This window comes from Pseudomonas cerasi, from assembly GCF_027983475.1.
Lineage (GTDB): Bacteria > Pseudomonadota > Gammaproteobacteria > Pseudomonadales > Pseudomonadaceae > Aquipseudomonas > Aquipseudomonas cerasi.
In genome coordinates, this window is record NZ_JAQJVM010000002.1 from 939,304 (window position 1) to 955,532 (window position 16,229).

The window sequence follows — 16,229 nt, forward strand, 5'->3', positions numbered from 1 at the left end:
GGCCGAAACAAACCCTGCGATCAATGATCCTGATGCAGGTACTTGGGCTCTTTGGGCAAGCGCAGACTGAACAGGAACGCTACCGCCATCATGGCCGTCACGTACCAGTAAAAACTGTTCTCCATCCCGGCACTCTTGAGTTTCAGCGCAACCCACTCAGCCGAGCCACCGAACACCGCGTTGGCCACCGCATACGCCAGCCCCACGCCCAGTGCGCGAACCTGAGGTGGAAACATCTCGGCTTTGACCAGCCCGCTGATCGAGGTGTAGAAGCTGACGATCGCCAGCGCCAGGGTAATCAGCACAAAGGCAATGAACGGGTTGGTGGTGGTCTTGAGCGTCATCAGGATCGGTACTGTACACAGCGTACCCAGCGCACCGAACAGAAGCATCGAATTGCGACGGCCGATGCGGTCCGCGAGCATGCCGAAAAACGGTTGCATGCACATGTACAGAAACAGCGCGCCGGTCATGATGTAGCTGGCGGTCTTGGCTTCCATGCCTCCGGTGTTGACCAGGTATTTCTGCATGTAGGTCGTGAAGGTGTAGAAAATCAGCGAGCCACCGGCGGTGTAACCCAGCACTGTGATGAAGGCTGCGGCATGATGCTTGAACAGTGCCGCGATACTGCCGGCGTCCTTGTCCTGCCGGCTTTCGGCTGTGGTGGTTTCGTTGAGGGTGCGACGCAGCAGCAAGGCGATGACCGCTGCGGCAGCACCGATCACGAAGGGGATGCGCCAGCCGTAGTCACGCAACTCTTCGGTGGTCAGGAATTGCTGGAGGATGACCACCGTCAACACCGCCAGCAGTTGCCCGCCGATCAGAGTCACGTACTGAAACGAAGCATAAAAGCCACGCTGGCCACGCAACGCCACTTCACTCATGTAAGTGGCCGTGGTGCCGTACTCGCCACCCACCGACAGGCCTTGCAGCAGGCGCGCCATCAGCAACAAGGCCGGCGCCCAGGCACCAATCGATGCATAGGTCGGCAGGCAGGCAATGATCAATGATCCGGCACACATCATGGTGACCGAAATCAGCATGGAGTTCTTGCGGCCATGTTTGTCTGCGACACGACCAAACAGCCAGCCGCCAATCGGACGCATCAGAAAGCCAGCGGCAAACACACCTGCAGTGTTGAGCAACTGAACGGTCGGATCATCGGAAGGAAAGAAAGCCGGTGCGAAATAAATCGCGCAGAAGGCGTAGATATAAAAGTCGAACCATTCGACCAGGTTGCCGGATGAAGCACCGACAATGGCGAATATTCTTTTGCTTCGCTCCTCGCCGGTGTAATGCGGTGCTTTTGATGTTGTAGTCATTATTTTCCCCAAGCAGAACTGTCCATAAGAAACAATCTGTAACACCGTCTTTAATCGAGCACAATAAGTCAGAGCAATTCAGCCACCAGGAAAAATCGGCAGGGTTGAACATCCAGTGCCCGGACGAACAACAACCCGGATCATCGGCCCGCCTTTTCGTGGAGGCAGACAAACGATCCGGGTTGCTGGACAACAGGTTGAAACGGGAGGGCTTACCGCTCGATGGCCAGCGCCAGCCCCTGCCCGACGCCGACGCACATGGTTGCCAGGCCTCTGCGCCCGCCGGTTTTCTCCAGATGATGCAGCGCCGTCAGCACCAGCCGCGCGCCACTCATGCCCAGCGGATGGCCAAGGGCAATTGCCCCGCCGTTGGGATTGACCTGCGGCGCATCGTCCGCCAGACCCAGTTCGCGCAGCACCGCAATACCCTGGCTGGCAAATGCTTCATTGAGTTCGATGACATCGAAATCGGTCACCGCCAAGCCCAGCCGCTCGACCAGTTTACGCACCGCTGGCACCGGGCCAATGCCCATCACCCGTGGTGCAACCGCCGCGCTGGCCATGCCAAGTACGCGGGCACGGGGTGTCAGGCCATGCTTTTTCACCGCTTCGGCCGACGCTAGAATCAGCGCCGCAGCACCGTCGTTGACCCCGGACGCATTACCGGCAGTCACTGTGCGGTCCGGGCCGTTGACCGGCTTGAGTTTGCTCAGGGTTTCCAGACTGGTATCGCCACGCGGATGCTCATCCTTGTCGACAATGGTTTCGCCCTTTTTGTGCGCGACCCGCACCGGCACGATCTCTTCCTCGAAAAAGCCCGCAGCCTGGGCAACGGCAGTGCGTTGCTGGCTGCGCAGGGCGAAAGCGTCCTGATCGGCTCGAGAAATCCTGAAGTCGGTTGCAACGTTGTCGCCTGTCTCCGGCATTGAGTCCACGCCGTACTGCGCTTTCATCGCCGGATTGATAAAGCGCCAACCGATAGTGGTGTCTTCCAGCTTCATGTTGCGCGAAAACGCGGCATCGGCCTTGCCCATCACGAAGGGCGCACGAGACATCGACTCGACGCCTCCGGCGATTGCCAGCTCGATTTCACCTGACGCGATGGCCCGGAAAGCGGTGCCGATGGCGTCCATTCCGGAAGCACACAGGCGATTGAGGGTGACGCCCGGTACGCTTTCCGGCAGCCCGGCCAACAGAGCAGCCATGCGCGCAACGTTGCGGTTGTCCTCACCGGCCTGGTTGGCACAGCCGAAGAACACTTCGTCGATTTCTTCCCAGTTGACCGAAGGATTGCGCTCCATCAGCGCCTTGATCGGCACCGCGGCCAGGTCGTCTGCACGCACTGAAGACAACCCGCCACCAAACCGACCGATGGGCGTACGAATCGCATCGCAAATGAATACTTCACGCATCACGCTTCTCCCGCAACCTGACCGTGAGCCGCAGCGGTTCGTGCTTCCAGATCACGCAGCGCCGTCAGTTCGACGTCAGTAGGCTCTTCGGACACAACAACGGTGTCGGCAAAGCGGATCGCCCAGCCGGTTGCGGCAATAACCTGCTCGCGGGTCACGCCAGGGTGGAGCGTGGTCACGACGAACTCATGGGTGCCGGCTTCCGGCTCCATGATGCACAGGTCGGTGATAATGCCCACCGGGCCAGCACCGGGCAGACCCAGACGCTTGCGCGAATCGCCGCCTTCGCCATGGCCAACCGAGGTGATGAAGTCCAGCTTGTCGACGAACGAACGCGCCGACTGCTTGAGAATGATCAGCACTGACTTGGCCGACCCGGCGATCTCCGGCGCACCACCGGCTCCCGGCAGACGCACTTTTGGATGATGGTAATCGCCGACCACGGTGGTGTTGATGTTGCCGAAACGGTCGACCTGCGCCGCGCCGAGAAAGCCGACGTCGACGCGCCCGCCCTGCAGCCAGTAACGAAAGATTTCGCTGGTGGATACCACCGTGTCGGCGGTTTCCGCCAACTCGCCATCGCCAATCGACAGCGGCAACACGGTAGGTTTGGCACCAATCGGGCCGGACTCGTAGATCAGCACCACGTCGGGTGCTGATGTCAGACGCGCCAGGTTCGCAGCCTTGGAGGGCAGACCGATGCCAACGAAGCACACCGAGCCATTACGCAGACGACGGGCTGCTGCAACGGTCATCATTTCACTGGTGGAGTAAGTCATTATTTGGCCTCCGAAGCGCGAGCCAGCTTGCTCTGGAATTCACTGAAGTCTGCGGTGCCGTGGATGTATTCATCGATCCACGCCGTGAACGTCTCCCGGTCTCGGGCGATCGGGTCCCAAGCCTGATAGAACGGATTGTCACGCTCGTAGTAGCCGTGCGCATAAGACGGGTGAGCGCCACCTGGCACCAGGCACACCGCACTCAGCGCCCAGGTTGGCAGCACGCAGGAATTCATCGGTGCCTTGAGGTCATCGACGATTTCCTCCACCGTCACAATGCAACGCTTCGCAGCCAGCGCGGCTTCTTTCTGCGCACCGAGAATGCCCCACAACAGCACGTTGCCCTTGCGGTCGGCTTTCTGCGCATGAATCACGGTGACGTCGGGACGTACCGAAGGCACCGCTGCCAATACTTCGCCGGTGAACGGGCAGGTGACCGTCTTGATCAGCGGGTTGACCTTCGGCAGGTCGGACCCGGCATAAGCGCGCAGCACCGCAAACGGCAGACCGGATGCGCCAGCGACATAGGCGTTGGCGAGGTCGGCGTGGCTGTGCTCTTCAATTTCCATTTCACGCGGCCACTGTTTTTCAACGGCATCGCGCAAACGGTGCAAGGAGCCAACCCCAGGGTTGCCGCCCCACGAAAAAATCAGCCGCTTCGCACAACCGGCGCCGATCAACTGGTCGTAGATCAGGTCAGGCGTCATGCGCACCAGGGTCAGGTCTTTTTTACCCTGACGGATGATTTCATGGCCGGCGGCCGTGGGGATCAGATGAGTGAAGCCTTCCAGCGCAACGGTGTCGCCATCGTTGACCAGTTGCTTCACCGCATCGCGTAGAGAAAGAATGTCTGCCATGAGGTGCTCCGAACCCAACATCACGTTCAATGATCAGCGCGAAGACCTGCGCCGGAATGAAAATGAGGTTATGCCTGAGCACGAGGGCAAACAATCCGATAATCGACTAAACGTTCGGTAATCGAACGAATTCAATCAGTCGAAAACACGGCCACGTCAGGTAAACAGTTGCGTGCTCAGGTCACGACTGGCATCGAGCATGATCGGCAAAAAGCGCTGCTCCAGCTCGCTGCGTGCCACACGCCCGGCACTGGTGCTGACATTCAGCGCGGCCAGCACCTGGCCCGACGCATCATAGACCGGCACGGCAATCGAACGCAGCCCCTGCTCCAGTTCCTGATCGACAATGCACCAGCCCTGCTGCCGAACCAGTTGCAGACATTCGAGCAGGGCTTCCGGCGTGCGAATGGTGCGGCTGGTCTTGGGCTGCAGATCCACATGGTCAAGGTATTCATGCAACGACACGTCATCGAGTGCGGCCAGCAGAATGCGGCCCATGGACGTGCAGTACGCGGGAAGACGGCCGCCCACTGAGAGGTCGACCGAGATCAGCCGCTGCGTCGTGGCAGAGCGCGCTATATAAAGAATGTCGTCGCCTTCCAGCGTGGCCATGTTGCACGCCTCATGCAACTGGTCACTCATACGGTCCAGATAAGGCTGCGAAGACGTTGCCAGTGGCGTCGATGACAAATAGGCGTGGCCCAAGGTCAGCACCTTGGGCAGTAGCGAGTAGGTACGGCCGTCAGTGGTCGCATAACCGAGCTTGATCAGCGTGTGAAGGCAACGGCGAACTGCCGCGCGGGGGATTTCCGTGCGGTGGCTGATCTGCGCAATGGTCAGGTGCCGCTTGCGCTCTTGAAAGGCGTGAATCACGGCCAGCCCACGCGCCAGCGACGTCATGAAATCCGGGTCACCGGTCAGCGCCTGAATGCGCTTTGCGGGCGATGCCACGATGGGCGGTGCCAATGAGGCAAAAGATTTACGCAGTTCGTCGTTCATTGACACACCTTATGTAACTGCCTTGAAGCCCTGTAAACCGCAGGTTTCAGCTCTTTTTAGAGAAGCGAAACCCGCACCCACTTGTGCGATTATCGAACAGGTGGCCGATAATCGCAATTGACCCCATGTAAATATACTTATACCTTTACCTCTGCCATGAAGTGACTTCTTGGAAATACTGGTCAGGTACCCACTGAGAAGTCCAAGGCAGCGGCCTTGCTCACCAAGCAAGGCCGTTTTCATTATTCAGGCACCTTCCGCGCGACAGACGCTTGCGACCCCCTCCTCGTCATCCCGCTCCCGGTCTGTGCCCGCCGCGTAACTCCACACATCCTGCATATAAAAGGCGTTGAATTTCTTCGCCAACATTTTGTCGTCGAAAGTGAAAACTGTTTTATAAAACTTATGTCATATAAACGGCTCACTGAAACTTCGGAACAATCGTACAAAAAAACCAGACCTGTGAACTCATTCAACCTCTGTTGTTGACGTAGCAGAAGTTCTTGGAGATAGTATCCGTCAGTTGGTCGGCATTACCCTCGCAACGATTGATCCGTTCACCCGATTCCCGCCTCGACTGTCCTGTCGGCGCGTTGTCGCGGTGCACCCTCGCAGCGAGACCTTAAGCAGGCCTGCCAGCGCAAGCCCTGCGCTTGAAATCAAACGAGTGTCGCTACGACAGGTGTTTTTCTCTGGTGCACGTAGCCGCAGACAACAACAGGCATGTCCGGTAAACCTTTCGCGCAATTGTCCGAACAGGTCGCTGACTGTATTGGGTATACAGCCAGACTGGAGTGAACATACTTGCAATGTTTTGCGTCATCGCCAGAGCCCATTCGACTCAAACAGGTATTAAAGTGACTAAAGATGAACTGCGCGCGGAACTTGAGCGCCAGGAGCAACGCTACAAGGATGTCTACGGCGGTGAAATCACCACCTACGCCGCGCAACCGGAACCGGAACGCAAGCCCTGGCGCAAAAGAGCCAGCCTGCTGGACCAGGCGTTCAAGCAAGAACTGCAAAAAATGGAAGAAGGCCTGAAAGAAGAGCCGTGACAGCGCGGGTCTGATGACCCAGCCCGATTCGCCTCTCACTTCCAGCACCCTGAATTACACGCCTTACTGCCTCATTGAGCATTCAACGGGGCGGCGCTCATGCGTCTTTTTTTTGGTTTGAGGCGACACCTGGCGGTGACGACAAGTCGTTCGGTATTTTTTCTGTCATAATCGCGCCCCCTTCAGACCCGGTCAGAAAACCTACATGATCGATTTATTCAGCGGGCTTGATGCCTGGGTGCTTGTGAGCCTGTTGCTCGCCCTGGCTTTCGTCCTCACCTTCGAGTTCATCAACGGCTTTCATGACACCGCCAACGCGGTGGCGACAGTCATTTACACCAAAGCGATGCCGCCTCATCTGGCCGTGTTCTTTTCCGGTGTATTCAACTTTCTCGGCGTGTTGCTGGGCGGCGTAGGCGTTGCCTATGCCATCGTCCATCTGCTGCCGGTCGAGCTGCTCATCAACGTCAACACCGGACATGGCCTGGCCATGGTGTTCTCGCTGCTGGCGGCGGCGATTACCTGGAACCTCGGTACCTGGTACTTCGGTATTCCGGCCTCCAGTTCGCATACGCTGATCGGCTCGATACTCGGTGTGGGTCTGGCCAATGCGCTGCTCAACGATATCCCGTTGGCCGATGGCGTGAACTGGCAAAAAGCGATCGATATCGGTGCTTCGCTGGTGTTCTCGCCGCTGGCCGGCTTTATCGTTGCGGGTCTGGTGCTGGTTGCCTTGAAATGGTGGCGCCCGCTGTCGAAGATGCACAAGACCCCCGACCAGCGCCGCAAGCTGGATGACAAGAAGCACCCGCCGTTCTGGAACCGTCTGGTGCTGGTCATTTCCGCCATGGCGGTCAGCTTCGTACACGGTTCGAATGACGGCCAGAAAGGCATTGGCCTGATCATGCTGGTGCTGATCGGTATCGTGCCCAGCCAGTTCGTGCTTGACCTCACCAGCACCACCTATCAGATCGAACGCACCCGCGATGCGACCCAGCACCTGAGCCAGTTCTATCAGCGCAACAGCAGCACGCTGGGTGAATATCTGGCGATGGGTAAAGCTGAAAAAGGCGACCTGCCGTCCAGCTCCGCCTGTAATCCGAAGCAGACCGAACCTACCATCGACGCGCTGCTCGACCGCCTGAAAGGCGTGTCCGACTACCACGCGCTGGCCCCTGAAAGCCGCATCGAAGTACGTCGCTATCTGTTGTGCCTGGACGACACCGCCCGCAAGGTCGGCAAACTTCCGGACCTGTCAGCGCGTGAAAAATCCGACCTGGAGAAACTTCGCAAGGACCTGACCACCACCACCGAATACGCACCGTTCTGGGTGATTCTCGCGGTAGCACTGGCGCTGGGCATCGGCACCATGGTCGGCTGGAAACGCGTGGTCCTGACAATCGGCGAGAAGATCGGCAAGCAGGGCATGACTTACGCACAAGGCATGTCGGCGCAAATCACCACCGCCTGCGCGATTGGTCTGGCCAACGTGTTCAGTCTGCCAGTCTCCACCACGCACATTCTGTCGTCGGGTGTAGCTGGCACCATGGTCGCCAACAAGAGCGGCCTGCAAGGCGGAACCGTGCGCACCATCCTGCTGGCCTGGGTGCTGACCCTGCCGGCGACCGTCGCCTTGTCCGCAGCGCTGTTCTGGCTGGCTTCCAAAGCCCTGGCCTGATCTGAAACCCTTTGGGCGGTGCATGCATGGCGCCGCTCAAGGGTTTGACTCACTTCCCCTCTTGCGTCCCCTCCTCCTCAAGCCCTTCATCAGGCGCTTGCGCTTGCTGCAGCTCGCGCCACAGTGCTGCGGCTCCGTCGAAATCAGTGCCGTTTTCCGCAGTCAGTTCAGCAGGGTCATAGCGGCTCAGGCAGCCTTCGCCAAGCGTTGCCGGAGCGGTGGAGGTGGCTTTGTCGAGAGGATCGGTCATTGGCGGTCACCTTGCGCGTTGCACCATTGCCGACATTGAGTCGGGAGCGCGACGGGCGCGCTCCGGAAAAGATAGATCAGTCGAAGACGACTGTCTTGTTGTCGTGAACCAGAACGCGGTCTTCCAGGTGAGCGCGCAGGCCGCGGGCCAGCACCATTTTTTCCACGTCGCGGCCGAAACGCACCATGTTTTCGATGCTGTCACGGTGGCTGACGCGCACGACGTCCTGCTCGATGATCGGACCGGCGTCGAGCTCTTCGGTCACATAGTGACAGGTCGCACCGATCAGTTTGACGCCACGCAACGAGGCCTGGTGATAAGGCTTGGCGCCGACGAACGATGGCAGGAAGCTGTGGTGGATATTGATGACCTGATGGGCATATTCACGGCACAGCTGTGGCGGCAGGATCTGCATGTAACGCGCCAGAACCACGACGTCGGCCTGGTGATGACCGACCAGACGCGATACCTCGGCGAACGCAGGCTCCTTGTCTTTCGGGTCCACCGGAACATGGTAGTAAGGGATGTCATGCCACTCGACCATGCTGCGCAGGTCCTGGTGGTTTGAAATCACACAGGCGATGTCGCAGTCGAGTTCATCACTGTGCCAACGGTGCAGCAGGTCAGCCAGACAGTGCGATTCACGACTTGCCATGAGCACGACGCGCTTCTTCTGCGCCGAGTCGGTAATGCGCCAGTCCATCGAAAACTCTTCGGCGATCGGCGTGAAGGCTTCACGGAACCCGTCCAGGTCAAAAGGCAGGGTGTCGGCACGAATCTCGTGACGCATGAAAAACCAGCCGCTGAGATTGTCAGAATGATGACTCGCTTCGGTGATCCAGCCGTTATGGGACGCCAGAAAGTTACTGACTTTGGCAACGATGCCTACACGGTCCGGGCAAGCAATCACCAGACGAAAAGTGCGCATTAGGGGAAACTCCAGAACTTCGCAAAGCCGCTATTCTAGCGGCTGCGCAGCAAAACTGCAGTATCTCTGTTGCCTGAATTCCGATGCCGAAAAAGCACACCGCCAAGGCCAAAGATTGCACCTTGCCAGTATGGGTTTTTACGGGGTCCGCCGCTAAACAAAACCTGTAATAAGGAGGGCTTTATAGCGGCGATCTTTTGAAGGACGCACGGCCCACCCCTAGTTCAGAGGTCTGTAGGACGCGTGTATATTGCTAAATAATTCAAATAAAACTTTTATTTAATGTTTACTTGCTCATTTACAGTGACTATTATTGCCGCACTGTATCCCTGCAACCCTCACAACATAAGGTCTCCTCATGTCCCTGATCAACGAATACCGCGCCACAGAAGAAGCCATCAAAGAACTGCAAGCCCGTTTGAAGAACCTGTCGCAAGACGACAAACTGCAAACCGAGCTGGAATTCGAAGGCAAACTGCGCACGCTGATGGGCGAATACCAAAAGTCGCTGCGTGACATCATTGCCCTGCTGGATCCGGATGCCAAGGTAAACAAGGCCCCTCGTGGCGGCGCTGTTAAACCTGCCGGCACCAAACGCGCGCGCAAGGTCAAGCAATACAAGAACCCGCACAACGGTGAAGTCATCGAAACCAAAGGTGGCAACCACAAGACGCTGAAAGAGTGGAAAGCCAAGTGGGGCAGCGACGACGTTGAAAGCTGGGCCACTTTGCTGGGCTAAGCTTCACAAGGTCGCGGTTCATCGCGATTGCAAAAACGCCAGCTTGCTGGCGTTTTTTATTGCCCGGTATTTTCTATACGCCCAGACGGTTACTCAGTTCGTTTGCATAATCCTGCCATTGCCGCAACACCTCCAACTGCTCTGGCGCGGCACTAAGGGAGCATTTTATCAATGCGGCCGTAAAGTCATGCAGGGTGTTGGGAGCGCCCCATTCCGGGCTGCGCAATCGCTGCTGACAGAAATCCCGCCAGCGTGTTTGCTCTTCGCCACTCAAGGTGTCAGGAAAGTTACGAGCGCGATACCGGAATAACAATTCAGGCAATCGGGCATCATCAAACGGCCAGGCGTCACGCGCCAATTGTTCGGGTTCGGCCTGCCGAACTTGCTCACACAGTCGACGATCACGGTCCCCCATAAAACCATCATATAACTGCTGTTCGGGATCTTCACTTGCGGCGAAATCGTCCTTGCCGTAAACGGCCGCCAGTTTATCGTGCCAAACTTCGCGGTGTTCACTCAATTGCGTCGCGCGTGCCTGATAGCCGGCCATGTCCAGTTGCAGCCGCTGCTGATCTTCGCTACGCAGCACCCCCAGCGGCGCGATCACCGGGCAGCGGTTTATATGCAATAGTTTGAGCGGCACGGGCAATTCGCCGTCGCCCAGCGCATCGTGCCGCGTATATAAACGCCGTTTGAGTATTTCAGCGTCCTCGTGCAACAACGGTGAATGATCCAGGTGCAGATCACACACGATCAGCGCATTGCGATTATGCGGGTGCCATGCCAACGGCAGCACCACGCCGAGGTAATTGCGCGCCGCAGAAAAGCGTCCGGAAATATGCACCAGAGGCTGCATCAGGCGAACCTGCTCCTGGACTTTCTGTTTGCTGCGCAATGCAAACAAATAGTCATAAAGCTTCGGCTGCTTTTCACGAATCAAACGGGCCAGAGCAATAGTTGCACGCACATCGGATAACGCGTCGTGCGCCTGTCCATGATCAATACCATTGGCAGCCGTCAGCCGCTCCAGTTTCAGCGTGACCCGACCGTCCTGTTCCGGCCAGACAATGCCATCGGGGCGCAATGCATAGGCAGCCCGGACAACATCGATCAGATCCCAGCGACTGTTGCCCCCCTGCCATTCGCGGGCATAGGGGTCGAAGAAGTTGCGATAAAAACTGTAGCGCGTGACTTCGTCATCAAAACGCAAGGTGTTGTAACCCGCGCCACAGGTACCCGGTGCCGACAGTTCGGCATGTACGCGCGTCATGAAATCGGCCTCGCACAAGCCTTTTTCTACCAGCGTGGCTGGAGTGATTCCGGTAATCATGCAGGCGGCAGGATGAGGCAGGATGTCATCGCTGAGCTGGCAGTGCAGATTGACCGGAGCCGCGATTTCATTGAGGTCGGTATCCGTGCGAATCCCGGCCATCTGCAGCGCACGATCATTGCGCGGGTTGATACCGGTGGTTTCGTAGTCGTACCAGAAGATGCTGGAAGTCACGGGCTGATCCTGAACAAAAGACCCGCGAAGTGTAGGGCGTGACAGGTGTCATTGGCTAATCGGGTCGTATCCGGCGCACCGGGAAATGTTTTCTTACGGCCCGCGTATTGAATGGTCGGTTGCTTAGCTCCGCTGCGGTAGCTAGCATCAGTTTTCGTTTTCAGGCGCGTCCTTCCGACAATGTCATCCCGTCCCGCTTCGCCAAGGAATGCAGCGCTGCCCACGCCATTGGACACGCGCATTGAAATCGAAACGCCAGAAGGCATCGACATGCTTCTGCGCCCTGCCGGGCTGGTTTCCCGCGCACTGGCGTTCGGCATCGACTTTGCTATTCGCGCAGCCCTCATCGGCGTGTTCTTTGTGCTTCTGCAACTGTTCGACAAGCTCGGCATGGGTCTGGCCGCTTTGGTGTTTTTTCTGCTGAACTGGTGGTACATGGTGCTGTTTGAAGTGCTCAACCAGGGACGCACACCCGGAAAGCGCATGCTCGGGCTGCGGGTGGTGCATGACGACGGCACGCCCATAGACTGGTCTTCGTCGCTGATCCGCAATCTACTGCGCTTCGTCGACATGCTCCCGCTGGGCTACGGGCTGGGGGCGATCACTTGTCTGAACCATCCGCTATTCAAACGGCTGGGTGATCTCGCCGCCGGAACGCTGGTGATTTACAGCGACCGGCCGGTGGCGCGCCCCACCCTGCCGCAGGCCGAACCGGTCATAGTGCCCTTTGCCCTGCATCTGGATGAACAGCGGGCGGTGCTCGGCCTGGCGGAGCGGCAGGGTGAACTGTCCAGCGCACGAACCCAGGAACTGGCGGCCATCCTTGCCGAACCCTTGCGTATCCCCGCCGACACGGCGGTCGCTCATGTCAACGGCATCGCCCGCCACCTGCTGGGGCCGACATGAAGCAGAGCCTGTTTGAAACCCGCCATCAGCAGGAGTGGCAACGCTTTGAGCAGCGCCTGACGGCCCTTGAACAGGGCAAGGGCGATGTCAGCGACGGCGAGAGCTTTCCCGGCGATTATCGACGCCTCTGCCACCATCTGGCGCTGGCCCAGGAGCGCGGCTACAGCAGCCATCTGGTCGACCCCCTGCACCAATTGGCCATGCGCGGTCACCAGCAACTCTACCGTCACCGCAGCACTGCCGGGGTACGACTGCTGAGCTTCGTTCTGAGCGGCTTTCCGCGACGCGTGCGGGCCGAGTGGCGCTTTGTACTGGTTGCCAGCCTCCTGCTGTTCGGCAGCCTGATCGGCATGGCGTTGCTGGTGTATGGTTTTCCACAACTGATCTACAGCGTCGTCAGCCCCGAACAACTGGCAGACATGCAGAGCATGTATGACCCGTCGGCCAGCCGGGTCGGACAGCCCGTCGAGCGGGGTTCCGATACGGACTGGATGATGTTCGGCTACTACATCATGAACAACATCGGTATCGCCTTCCAGACCTATGCCAGCGGTTTGCTGTTCGGGCTGGGTAGCCTGTTCTTCCTGCTCTTCAACGGCTTGATGACCGGCGCAATCGCCGGGCACCTGACAGACATCGGATACGGACAGACCTTCTGGCCCTTCGTCATTGGTCACGGCGCCTTCGAGCTGACGGCCATCGCCCTGGCCGGGGCGGCGGGTCTCAAGCTGGGCTGGGCCTTGCTGGCACCCGGAAGGCTGACGCGCAGTGCCGCGCTGCGCATCGCCGCGCGGGCCAGTATGCAACTGGTCGGCGGGGTAATCCTGTTTCTGCTGATCGCAGCCTTCATCGAGGCGTACTGGTCATCGATGACCTGGCCCGGACCACTTCTCAAGTACGTGACAGGTACCGTCCTGTGGGTGATGGTGGCCGCGTATCTGACTCTGGCAGGACGTACACCTCATGCGCCTGACTGAGTCGACCGTTGCCATACGCCCGCGCTTGCCCTGGGAAGCCATCGACCTGGGCGTGCTGCTCGCCGGGCGGCACCGCCGCGTGCTGATGAGCAGTTGGGCAATCGTCACCCTGCCCTTTTTCGGCATCCTCAGTGCGTTGCTCTGGGATTACCCCACGGCCGCCATCCTGCTGTTCTGGTGGCTCAAACCTGCGTTCGAACGGTTGCCGCTGCTGATCCTTTCGCAGTCACTGTTCGGTGCCACGCCGACACTGCGACAGGCCCTCAAGGCATGGCCGGCGACACTGAAGGAGCAACTGCTGCCCAGCCTCCTGTGGCGGCGTCTTTCCCTGAGTCGCAGTTTCCAACTGCCGGTGCAGCAACTGGAGCATCTGGCAGGTACCGAGCGCGCCCTGCGCATCAGCCTGCTAAGCCAGAAAGACCTGCGTGCCGCACAGTTGCTCACCATCGTTGGCGCACACCTGGAATACGCACTATGGATAGGCCTGCTGATCCTGCTCTACGCCCTGATACCGCAGCAGATCCAGATCGACTGGCACTGGATGAGTCTGCTCGACGTTGAAAACCAGTGGCTATGGATCGACCACCTGACCAACCTTTTCTATGCCCTGGCGCTGGTCATCTGGGAGCCTGTGTATGTCGCCTGCGGCTTCACCCTGTATTTGAATCGCCGCACGGTTCTTGAAGCCTGGGATATAGAGCTGATCTTCCGGCGCCTGCGGCAGCGCCTGATCGGCACGGCCTATGCGGTGTTGATGGGCGTCGGGCTGGTACTTTCTGCAGCGCCAGCACCGGCTTGGGCCGATCAACCCAGCTACAGCTGCCCATTGCCGGAAACCGCTCAGACGGACCCTGACCCGTCCATGGCCGCGCCCGACACACCGCGCCTGACCCGCCAGTCCCTGACCAGCGAAGCGGCACGCAGCCAGATCCAGAACGTTCTGCAACAACCGCCCTTCCGTAATCCAAAGACTGAAACCGGCTGGCGCTTTCCTGAAAAACAGAAAGGCCAGTCTGCGGCTCGGGACACGCGCGACCAGAGCTGGCTGATGACCTGGCTCAATCGGCTTCTGCGCGCAGCGAGCGCCCTGGCCAGCCTGATTGAAGTGCTGCTGTGGGCCGTGGTCATCGTGCTTGTGGGGCTGGTGATCTTCCGTTATCGGGACTGGTTCAGGACCTTCGCAGGCCGAGAGGTCAGCAAGGTAAAAACCACCCGCCCGGCGCCGGAGCAACTTTTCGGCCTGCAAGTCAGTGCCGAAAGCCTGCCCGACGATGTTGCCGGCCGGGCCGAACAGCTCTGGAACAGCCAGCCTCGCGAAGCGCTGGGTCTGTTGTATCGCGCCCTGCTCAGCCGCTTGCTGAGCGACTATCGATTGCCATTAAAAAATGCCGATACCGAAAGTCAGGTGCTGGAACGTATCGCCGCGCTCAACCAGCCGCGGCTGAGTGAGTTCAGCCACACGCTGACCCTGCACTGGCAGAACCTCGCCTATGGACATCGCCTGCCACCGGCCCATGCTCGGCAGGAACTCTGCGATGGCTGGCGTCGTCTGTTCAGCCAGGCAGCGCAGCCATGAGCCGCCGCACCGGCCTGCTGATCGGGCTGCTGGCCCTGTTGCTGCTGGCAGGCGGCGCGCTGTTTCTGAGCACTCAGCTCGAGCGCTACGAGAAAACGGTCGATCAGGGCCCCTCGCCACAGGCGAAGGCCAATCCCTGGCTGGCGGCCGAACATTTTCTGCGTGGCCGCTCCATCACGGTCAATACCATCGACACGCTGGCTCAACTTCCCGACCCGACTCAGAGCACCCAGACCCTGCTGCTGCTCGATGACCGGGAAGACATAACCCCGGCGCAAACCCAAAAGCTGCTGAACTGGGCCGAGGCAGGCGGGCACCTGCTGTTCGTCGCCGAACAACTTTGGGACGAACAAAAAGGCCGCAGCGGCGACCTGCTGCTGGACAGTCTGCAGATTCATCAGTACCTCACCAAAGACATCAATGCCAAGGAACAGCAGTTGACCGACGCTCAGCCGCCACTGCCCATCCCGCTGATGACGCCCGCCCCCAAACGCAAGAAAATGCCCTGGCCGGAGCTGACCCGCCTGTACCTGGAAAACGAGAGCGCCCCGGCCTACATGAGTTTCGATCCGGCGTTTCACCTCGAAGACCCGGAAGATAACGCTCAATCCTGGGCCAACAGCGCCGATGCCACACACCTGCTGCAAATAAGCCGGGGCAACGGGCTGATCACCGTCGTCACGGACGCCAACCTGTGGAAAACCCGCTCGATCGGCCACTATGACAATGCCTGGCTGCTCTGGTATCTGACGCAGGACAGCCAAGTGACCCTGGTGCTGCAAACCGAACACGACAACCTGCTGAGCCTGTTGCTGCGTAACTATCCTCAGGCGCTGCTGACGCTGGTACTGCTGATCGGCCTGGGTCTCTGGCACATCGGTCTGCGCGAGGGCCCGTTGCGCAGGCCCGCGCCACTTGCACGCCGCCAACTGACCGAGCACCTGCGCGCCAGTGCCGAGTTCCTGCGCAAACACACCGGGCAGCAGGCGCTGATCAAACGCCTGCAACAGGACATCCTGCGTCGCGCCCGCCAACTGCATCCCGGTTTCGAGCGGCTGGTTGTTGCCGAACAGTGGCAAGTGCTTGCACGCCTGACCCGTCAGCCCACCAGCGCCATCAGCGACGCACTGCGCCCTCGCCCGCCGCAACGCCTGTCACACAGCGAATTCACCCGCCAGGTAGCCCACCTGCAAACGCTCAGGAATGCCTTGTAACCCGGCACCCGCAGAGGGCCGTTTTTCTGTACA

Annotated in this window: 15 protein-coding genes; 7 read left to right on the forward strand and 8 right to left on the reverse strand. The window is 59.2% G+C overall.

Annotation, left to right across the window (positions count from 1 at the left end):
- Positions 1-20 precede the first annotated feature (20 nt).
- From PI739_RS13290 to pcaR, 5 genes are all read right to left on the reverse strand, one after another.
- Entirely contained in the window at positions 21-1,322 is a 1,302-nt protein-coding gene (locus PI739_RS13290) for an MFS family transporter (protein WP_003431380.1), read from the reverse strand.
- 212 nt (positions 1,323-1,534) lie between these two features.
- Positions 1,535-2,734, reverse strand: a complete 1,200-nt coding sequence (gene pcaF, locus PI739_RS13295) for a 3-oxoadipyl-CoA thiolase (RefSeq protein ID WP_003431382.1) — start codon at positions 2,732-2,734, stop codon at positions 1,535-1,537.
- Entirely contained in the window at positions 2,734-3,516 is a 783-nt protein-coding gene (locus PI739_RS13300; protein WP_170846028.1) for a CoA-transferase subunit beta, read from the reverse strand. The genes pcaF and PI739_RS13300 overlap by 1 nt, the downstream gene beginning before the upstream one ends.
- A complete protein-coding gene (locus tag PI739_RS13305; RefSeq protein WP_003363839.1) occupies positions 3,513-4,370 on the reverse strand; it encodes a CoA transferase subunit A in 858 nt (285 codons plus the stop codon). The genes PI739_RS13300 and PI739_RS13305 overlap by 4 nt, the downstream gene beginning before the upstream one ends.
- 156 nt (positions 4,371-4,526) lie before the next feature.
- Positions 4,527-5,369, reverse strand: a complete 843-nt coding sequence (gene pcaR / locus PI739_RS13310) for a pca regulon transcriptional regulator PcaR (RefSeq protein WP_003363842.1) — start codon at positions 5,367-5,369, stop codon at positions 4,527-4,529.
- Positions 5,370-6,226: 857 nt separating this feature from the next.
- On the opposite strand from pcaR, the gene PI739_RS13315 reads away from it, so the two are divergent.
- Entirely contained in the window at positions 6,227-6,424 is a 198-nt protein-coding gene (locus PI739_RS13315) for a hypothetical protein (protein WP_002554967.1), read from the forward strand.
- A 205-nt stretch (positions 6,425-6,629) separates the two neighbouring features.
- Positions 6,630-8,102 carry an inorganic phosphate transporter gene (locus PI739_RS13320; RefSeq protein ID WP_003363847.1) on the forward strand — a complete coding sequence of 491 codons (1,473 nt, stop codon included), beginning with the start codon at positions 6,630-6,632 and terminating at the stop codon, positions 8,100-8,102.
- A 49-nt stretch (positions 8,103-8,151) separates the two neighbouring features.
- Here the strand turns inward: PI739_RS13320 and PI739_RS13325 are convergent, their stop codons facing one another.
- Complete coding sequence (locus PI739_RS13325; RefSeq protein ID WP_003363849.1) at positions 8,152-8,352, reverse strand: hypothetical protein; 201 nt, start codon at positions 8,350-8,352, stop codon at positions 8,152-8,154.
- A 76-nt stretch (positions 8,353-8,428) separates the two neighbouring features.
- Positions 8,429-9,280 carry a formyltetrahydrofolate deformylase gene (gene purU / locus PI739_RS13330; RefSeq protein ID WP_003363851.1) on the reverse strand — a complete coding sequence of 284 codons (852 nt, stop codon included), beginning with the start codon at positions 9,278-9,280 and terminating at the stop codon, positions 8,429-8,431.
- Between the two features lie 358 nt (positions 9,281-9,638).
- On the opposite strand from purU, the gene mvaT reads away from it, so the two are divergent.
- Positions 9,639-10,019 carry a histone-like nucleoid-structuring protein MvaT gene (gene mvaT / locus PI739_RS13335; RefSeq protein WP_002554971.1) on the forward strand — a complete coding sequence of 127 codons (381 nt, stop codon included), beginning with the start codon at positions 9,639-9,641 and terminating at the stop codon, positions 10,017-10,019.
- A gap of 73 nt (positions 10,020-10,092) precedes the next feature.
- Here the strand turns inward: mvaT and sbcB are convergent, their stop codons facing one another.
- Positions 10,093-11,523, reverse strand: a complete 1,431-nt coding sequence (gene sbcB / locus PI739_RS13340) for an exodeoxyribonuclease I (RefSeq protein ID WP_054082079.1) — start codon at positions 11,521-11,523, stop codon at positions 10,093-10,095.
- Positions 11,524-11,703: 180 nt separating this feature from the next.
- Here sbcB and PI739_RS13345 point away from each other — a divergent pair, with 180 nt between their 5' ends.
- The 4 genes from PI739_RS13345 to PI739_RS13360 are packed head-to-tail and all read left to right on the forward strand — an operon-like array spanning position 11,704 to position 16,196.
- Complete coding sequence (locus PI739_RS13345; protein WP_054082078.1) at positions 11,704-12,429, forward strand: RDD family protein; 726 nt, start codon at positions 11,704-11,706, stop codon at positions 12,427-12,429.
- Entirely contained in the window at positions 12,426-13,406 is a 981-nt protein-coding gene (locus PI739_RS13350) for a stage II sporulation protein M (protein WP_044308899.1), read from the forward strand. The genes PI739_RS13345 and PI739_RS13350 overlap by 4 nt, the downstream gene beginning before the upstream one ends.
- The gene (locus tag PI739_RS13355; protein ID WP_032609155.1) at positions 13,393-14,982 is read left to right on the forward strand and encodes a DUF4129 domain-containing protein; all 1,590 of its coding nucleotides are present in this window, start codon (positions 13,393-13,395) and stop codon (positions 14,980-14,982) included. Before PI739_RS13350 ends, PI739_RS13355 begins: the two co-directional genes overlap by 14 nt.
- Positions 14,979-16,196 (forward strand): DUF4350 domain-containing protein, encoded by a 1,218-nt coding sequence (locus PI739_RS13360; RefSeq protein ID WP_054082077.1) that lies wholly within the window; start codon positions 14,979-14,981, stop codon positions 16,194-16,196. The genes PI739_RS13355 and PI739_RS13360 overlap by 4 nt, the downstream gene beginning before the upstream one ends.
- Positions 16,197-16,229: the final 33 nt, after the last annotated feature.

What these genes read in the sequence shown, in the direction of transcription:
- PI739_RS13345 (WP_054082078.1), top strand. Translation starts at nt 11,704, where the DNA reads ATGTCATCCCGTCCCGCTTCGCCAAGGAATGCAGCGCTGCCCACGCCA.
- PI739_RS13350 (WP_044308899.1), top strand. Translation starts at nt 12,426, where the DNA reads ATGAAGCAGAGCCTGTTTGAAACCCGCCATCAGCAGGAGTGGCAACGC.
- PI739_RS13360 (WP_054082077.1), top strand. Translation starts at nt 14,979, where the DNA reads ATGAGCCGCCGCACCGGCCTGCTGATCGGGCTGCTGGCCCTGTTGCTG.
- PI739_RS13320 (WP_003363847.1), top strand. Translation starts at nt 6,630, where the DNA reads ATGATCGATTTATTCAGCGGGCTTGATGCCTGGGTGCTTGTGAGCCTG.
- PI739_RS13355 (WP_032609155.1), top strand. Translation starts at nt 13,393, where the DNA reads ATGCGCCTGACTGAGTCGACCGTTGCCATACGCCCGCGCTTGCCCTGG.
- pcaF (WP_003431382.1), bottom strand. Translation starts at nt 2,734, where the DNA reads ATGCGTGAAGTATTCATTTGCGATGCGATTCGTACGCCCATCGGTCGG.
- PI739_RS13325 (WP_003363849.1), bottom strand. Translation starts at nt 8,352, where the DNA reads ATGACCGATCCTCTCGACAAAGCCACCTCCACCGCTCCGGCAACGCTT.
- pcaR (WP_003363842.1), bottom strand. Translation starts at nt 5,369, where the DNA reads ATGAACGACGAACTGCGTAAATCTTTTGCCTCATTGGCACCGCCCATC.
- PI739_RS13305 (WP_003363839.1), bottom strand. Translation starts at nt 4,370, where the DNA reads ATGGCAGACATTCTTTCTCTACGCGATGCGGTGAAGCAACTGGTCAAC.
- mvaT (WP_002554971.1), top strand. Translation starts at nt 9,639, where the DNA reads ATGTCCCTGATCAACGAATACCGCGCCACAGAAGAAGCCATCAAAGAA.
- purU (WP_003363851.1), bottom strand. Translation starts at nt 9,280, where the DNA reads ATGCGCACTTTTCGTCTGGTGATTGCTTGCCCGGACCGTGTAGGCATC.
- PI739_RS13290 (WP_003431380.1), bottom strand. Translation starts at nt 1,322, where the DNA reads ATGACTACAACATCAAAAGCACCGCATTACACCGGCGAGGAGCGAAGC.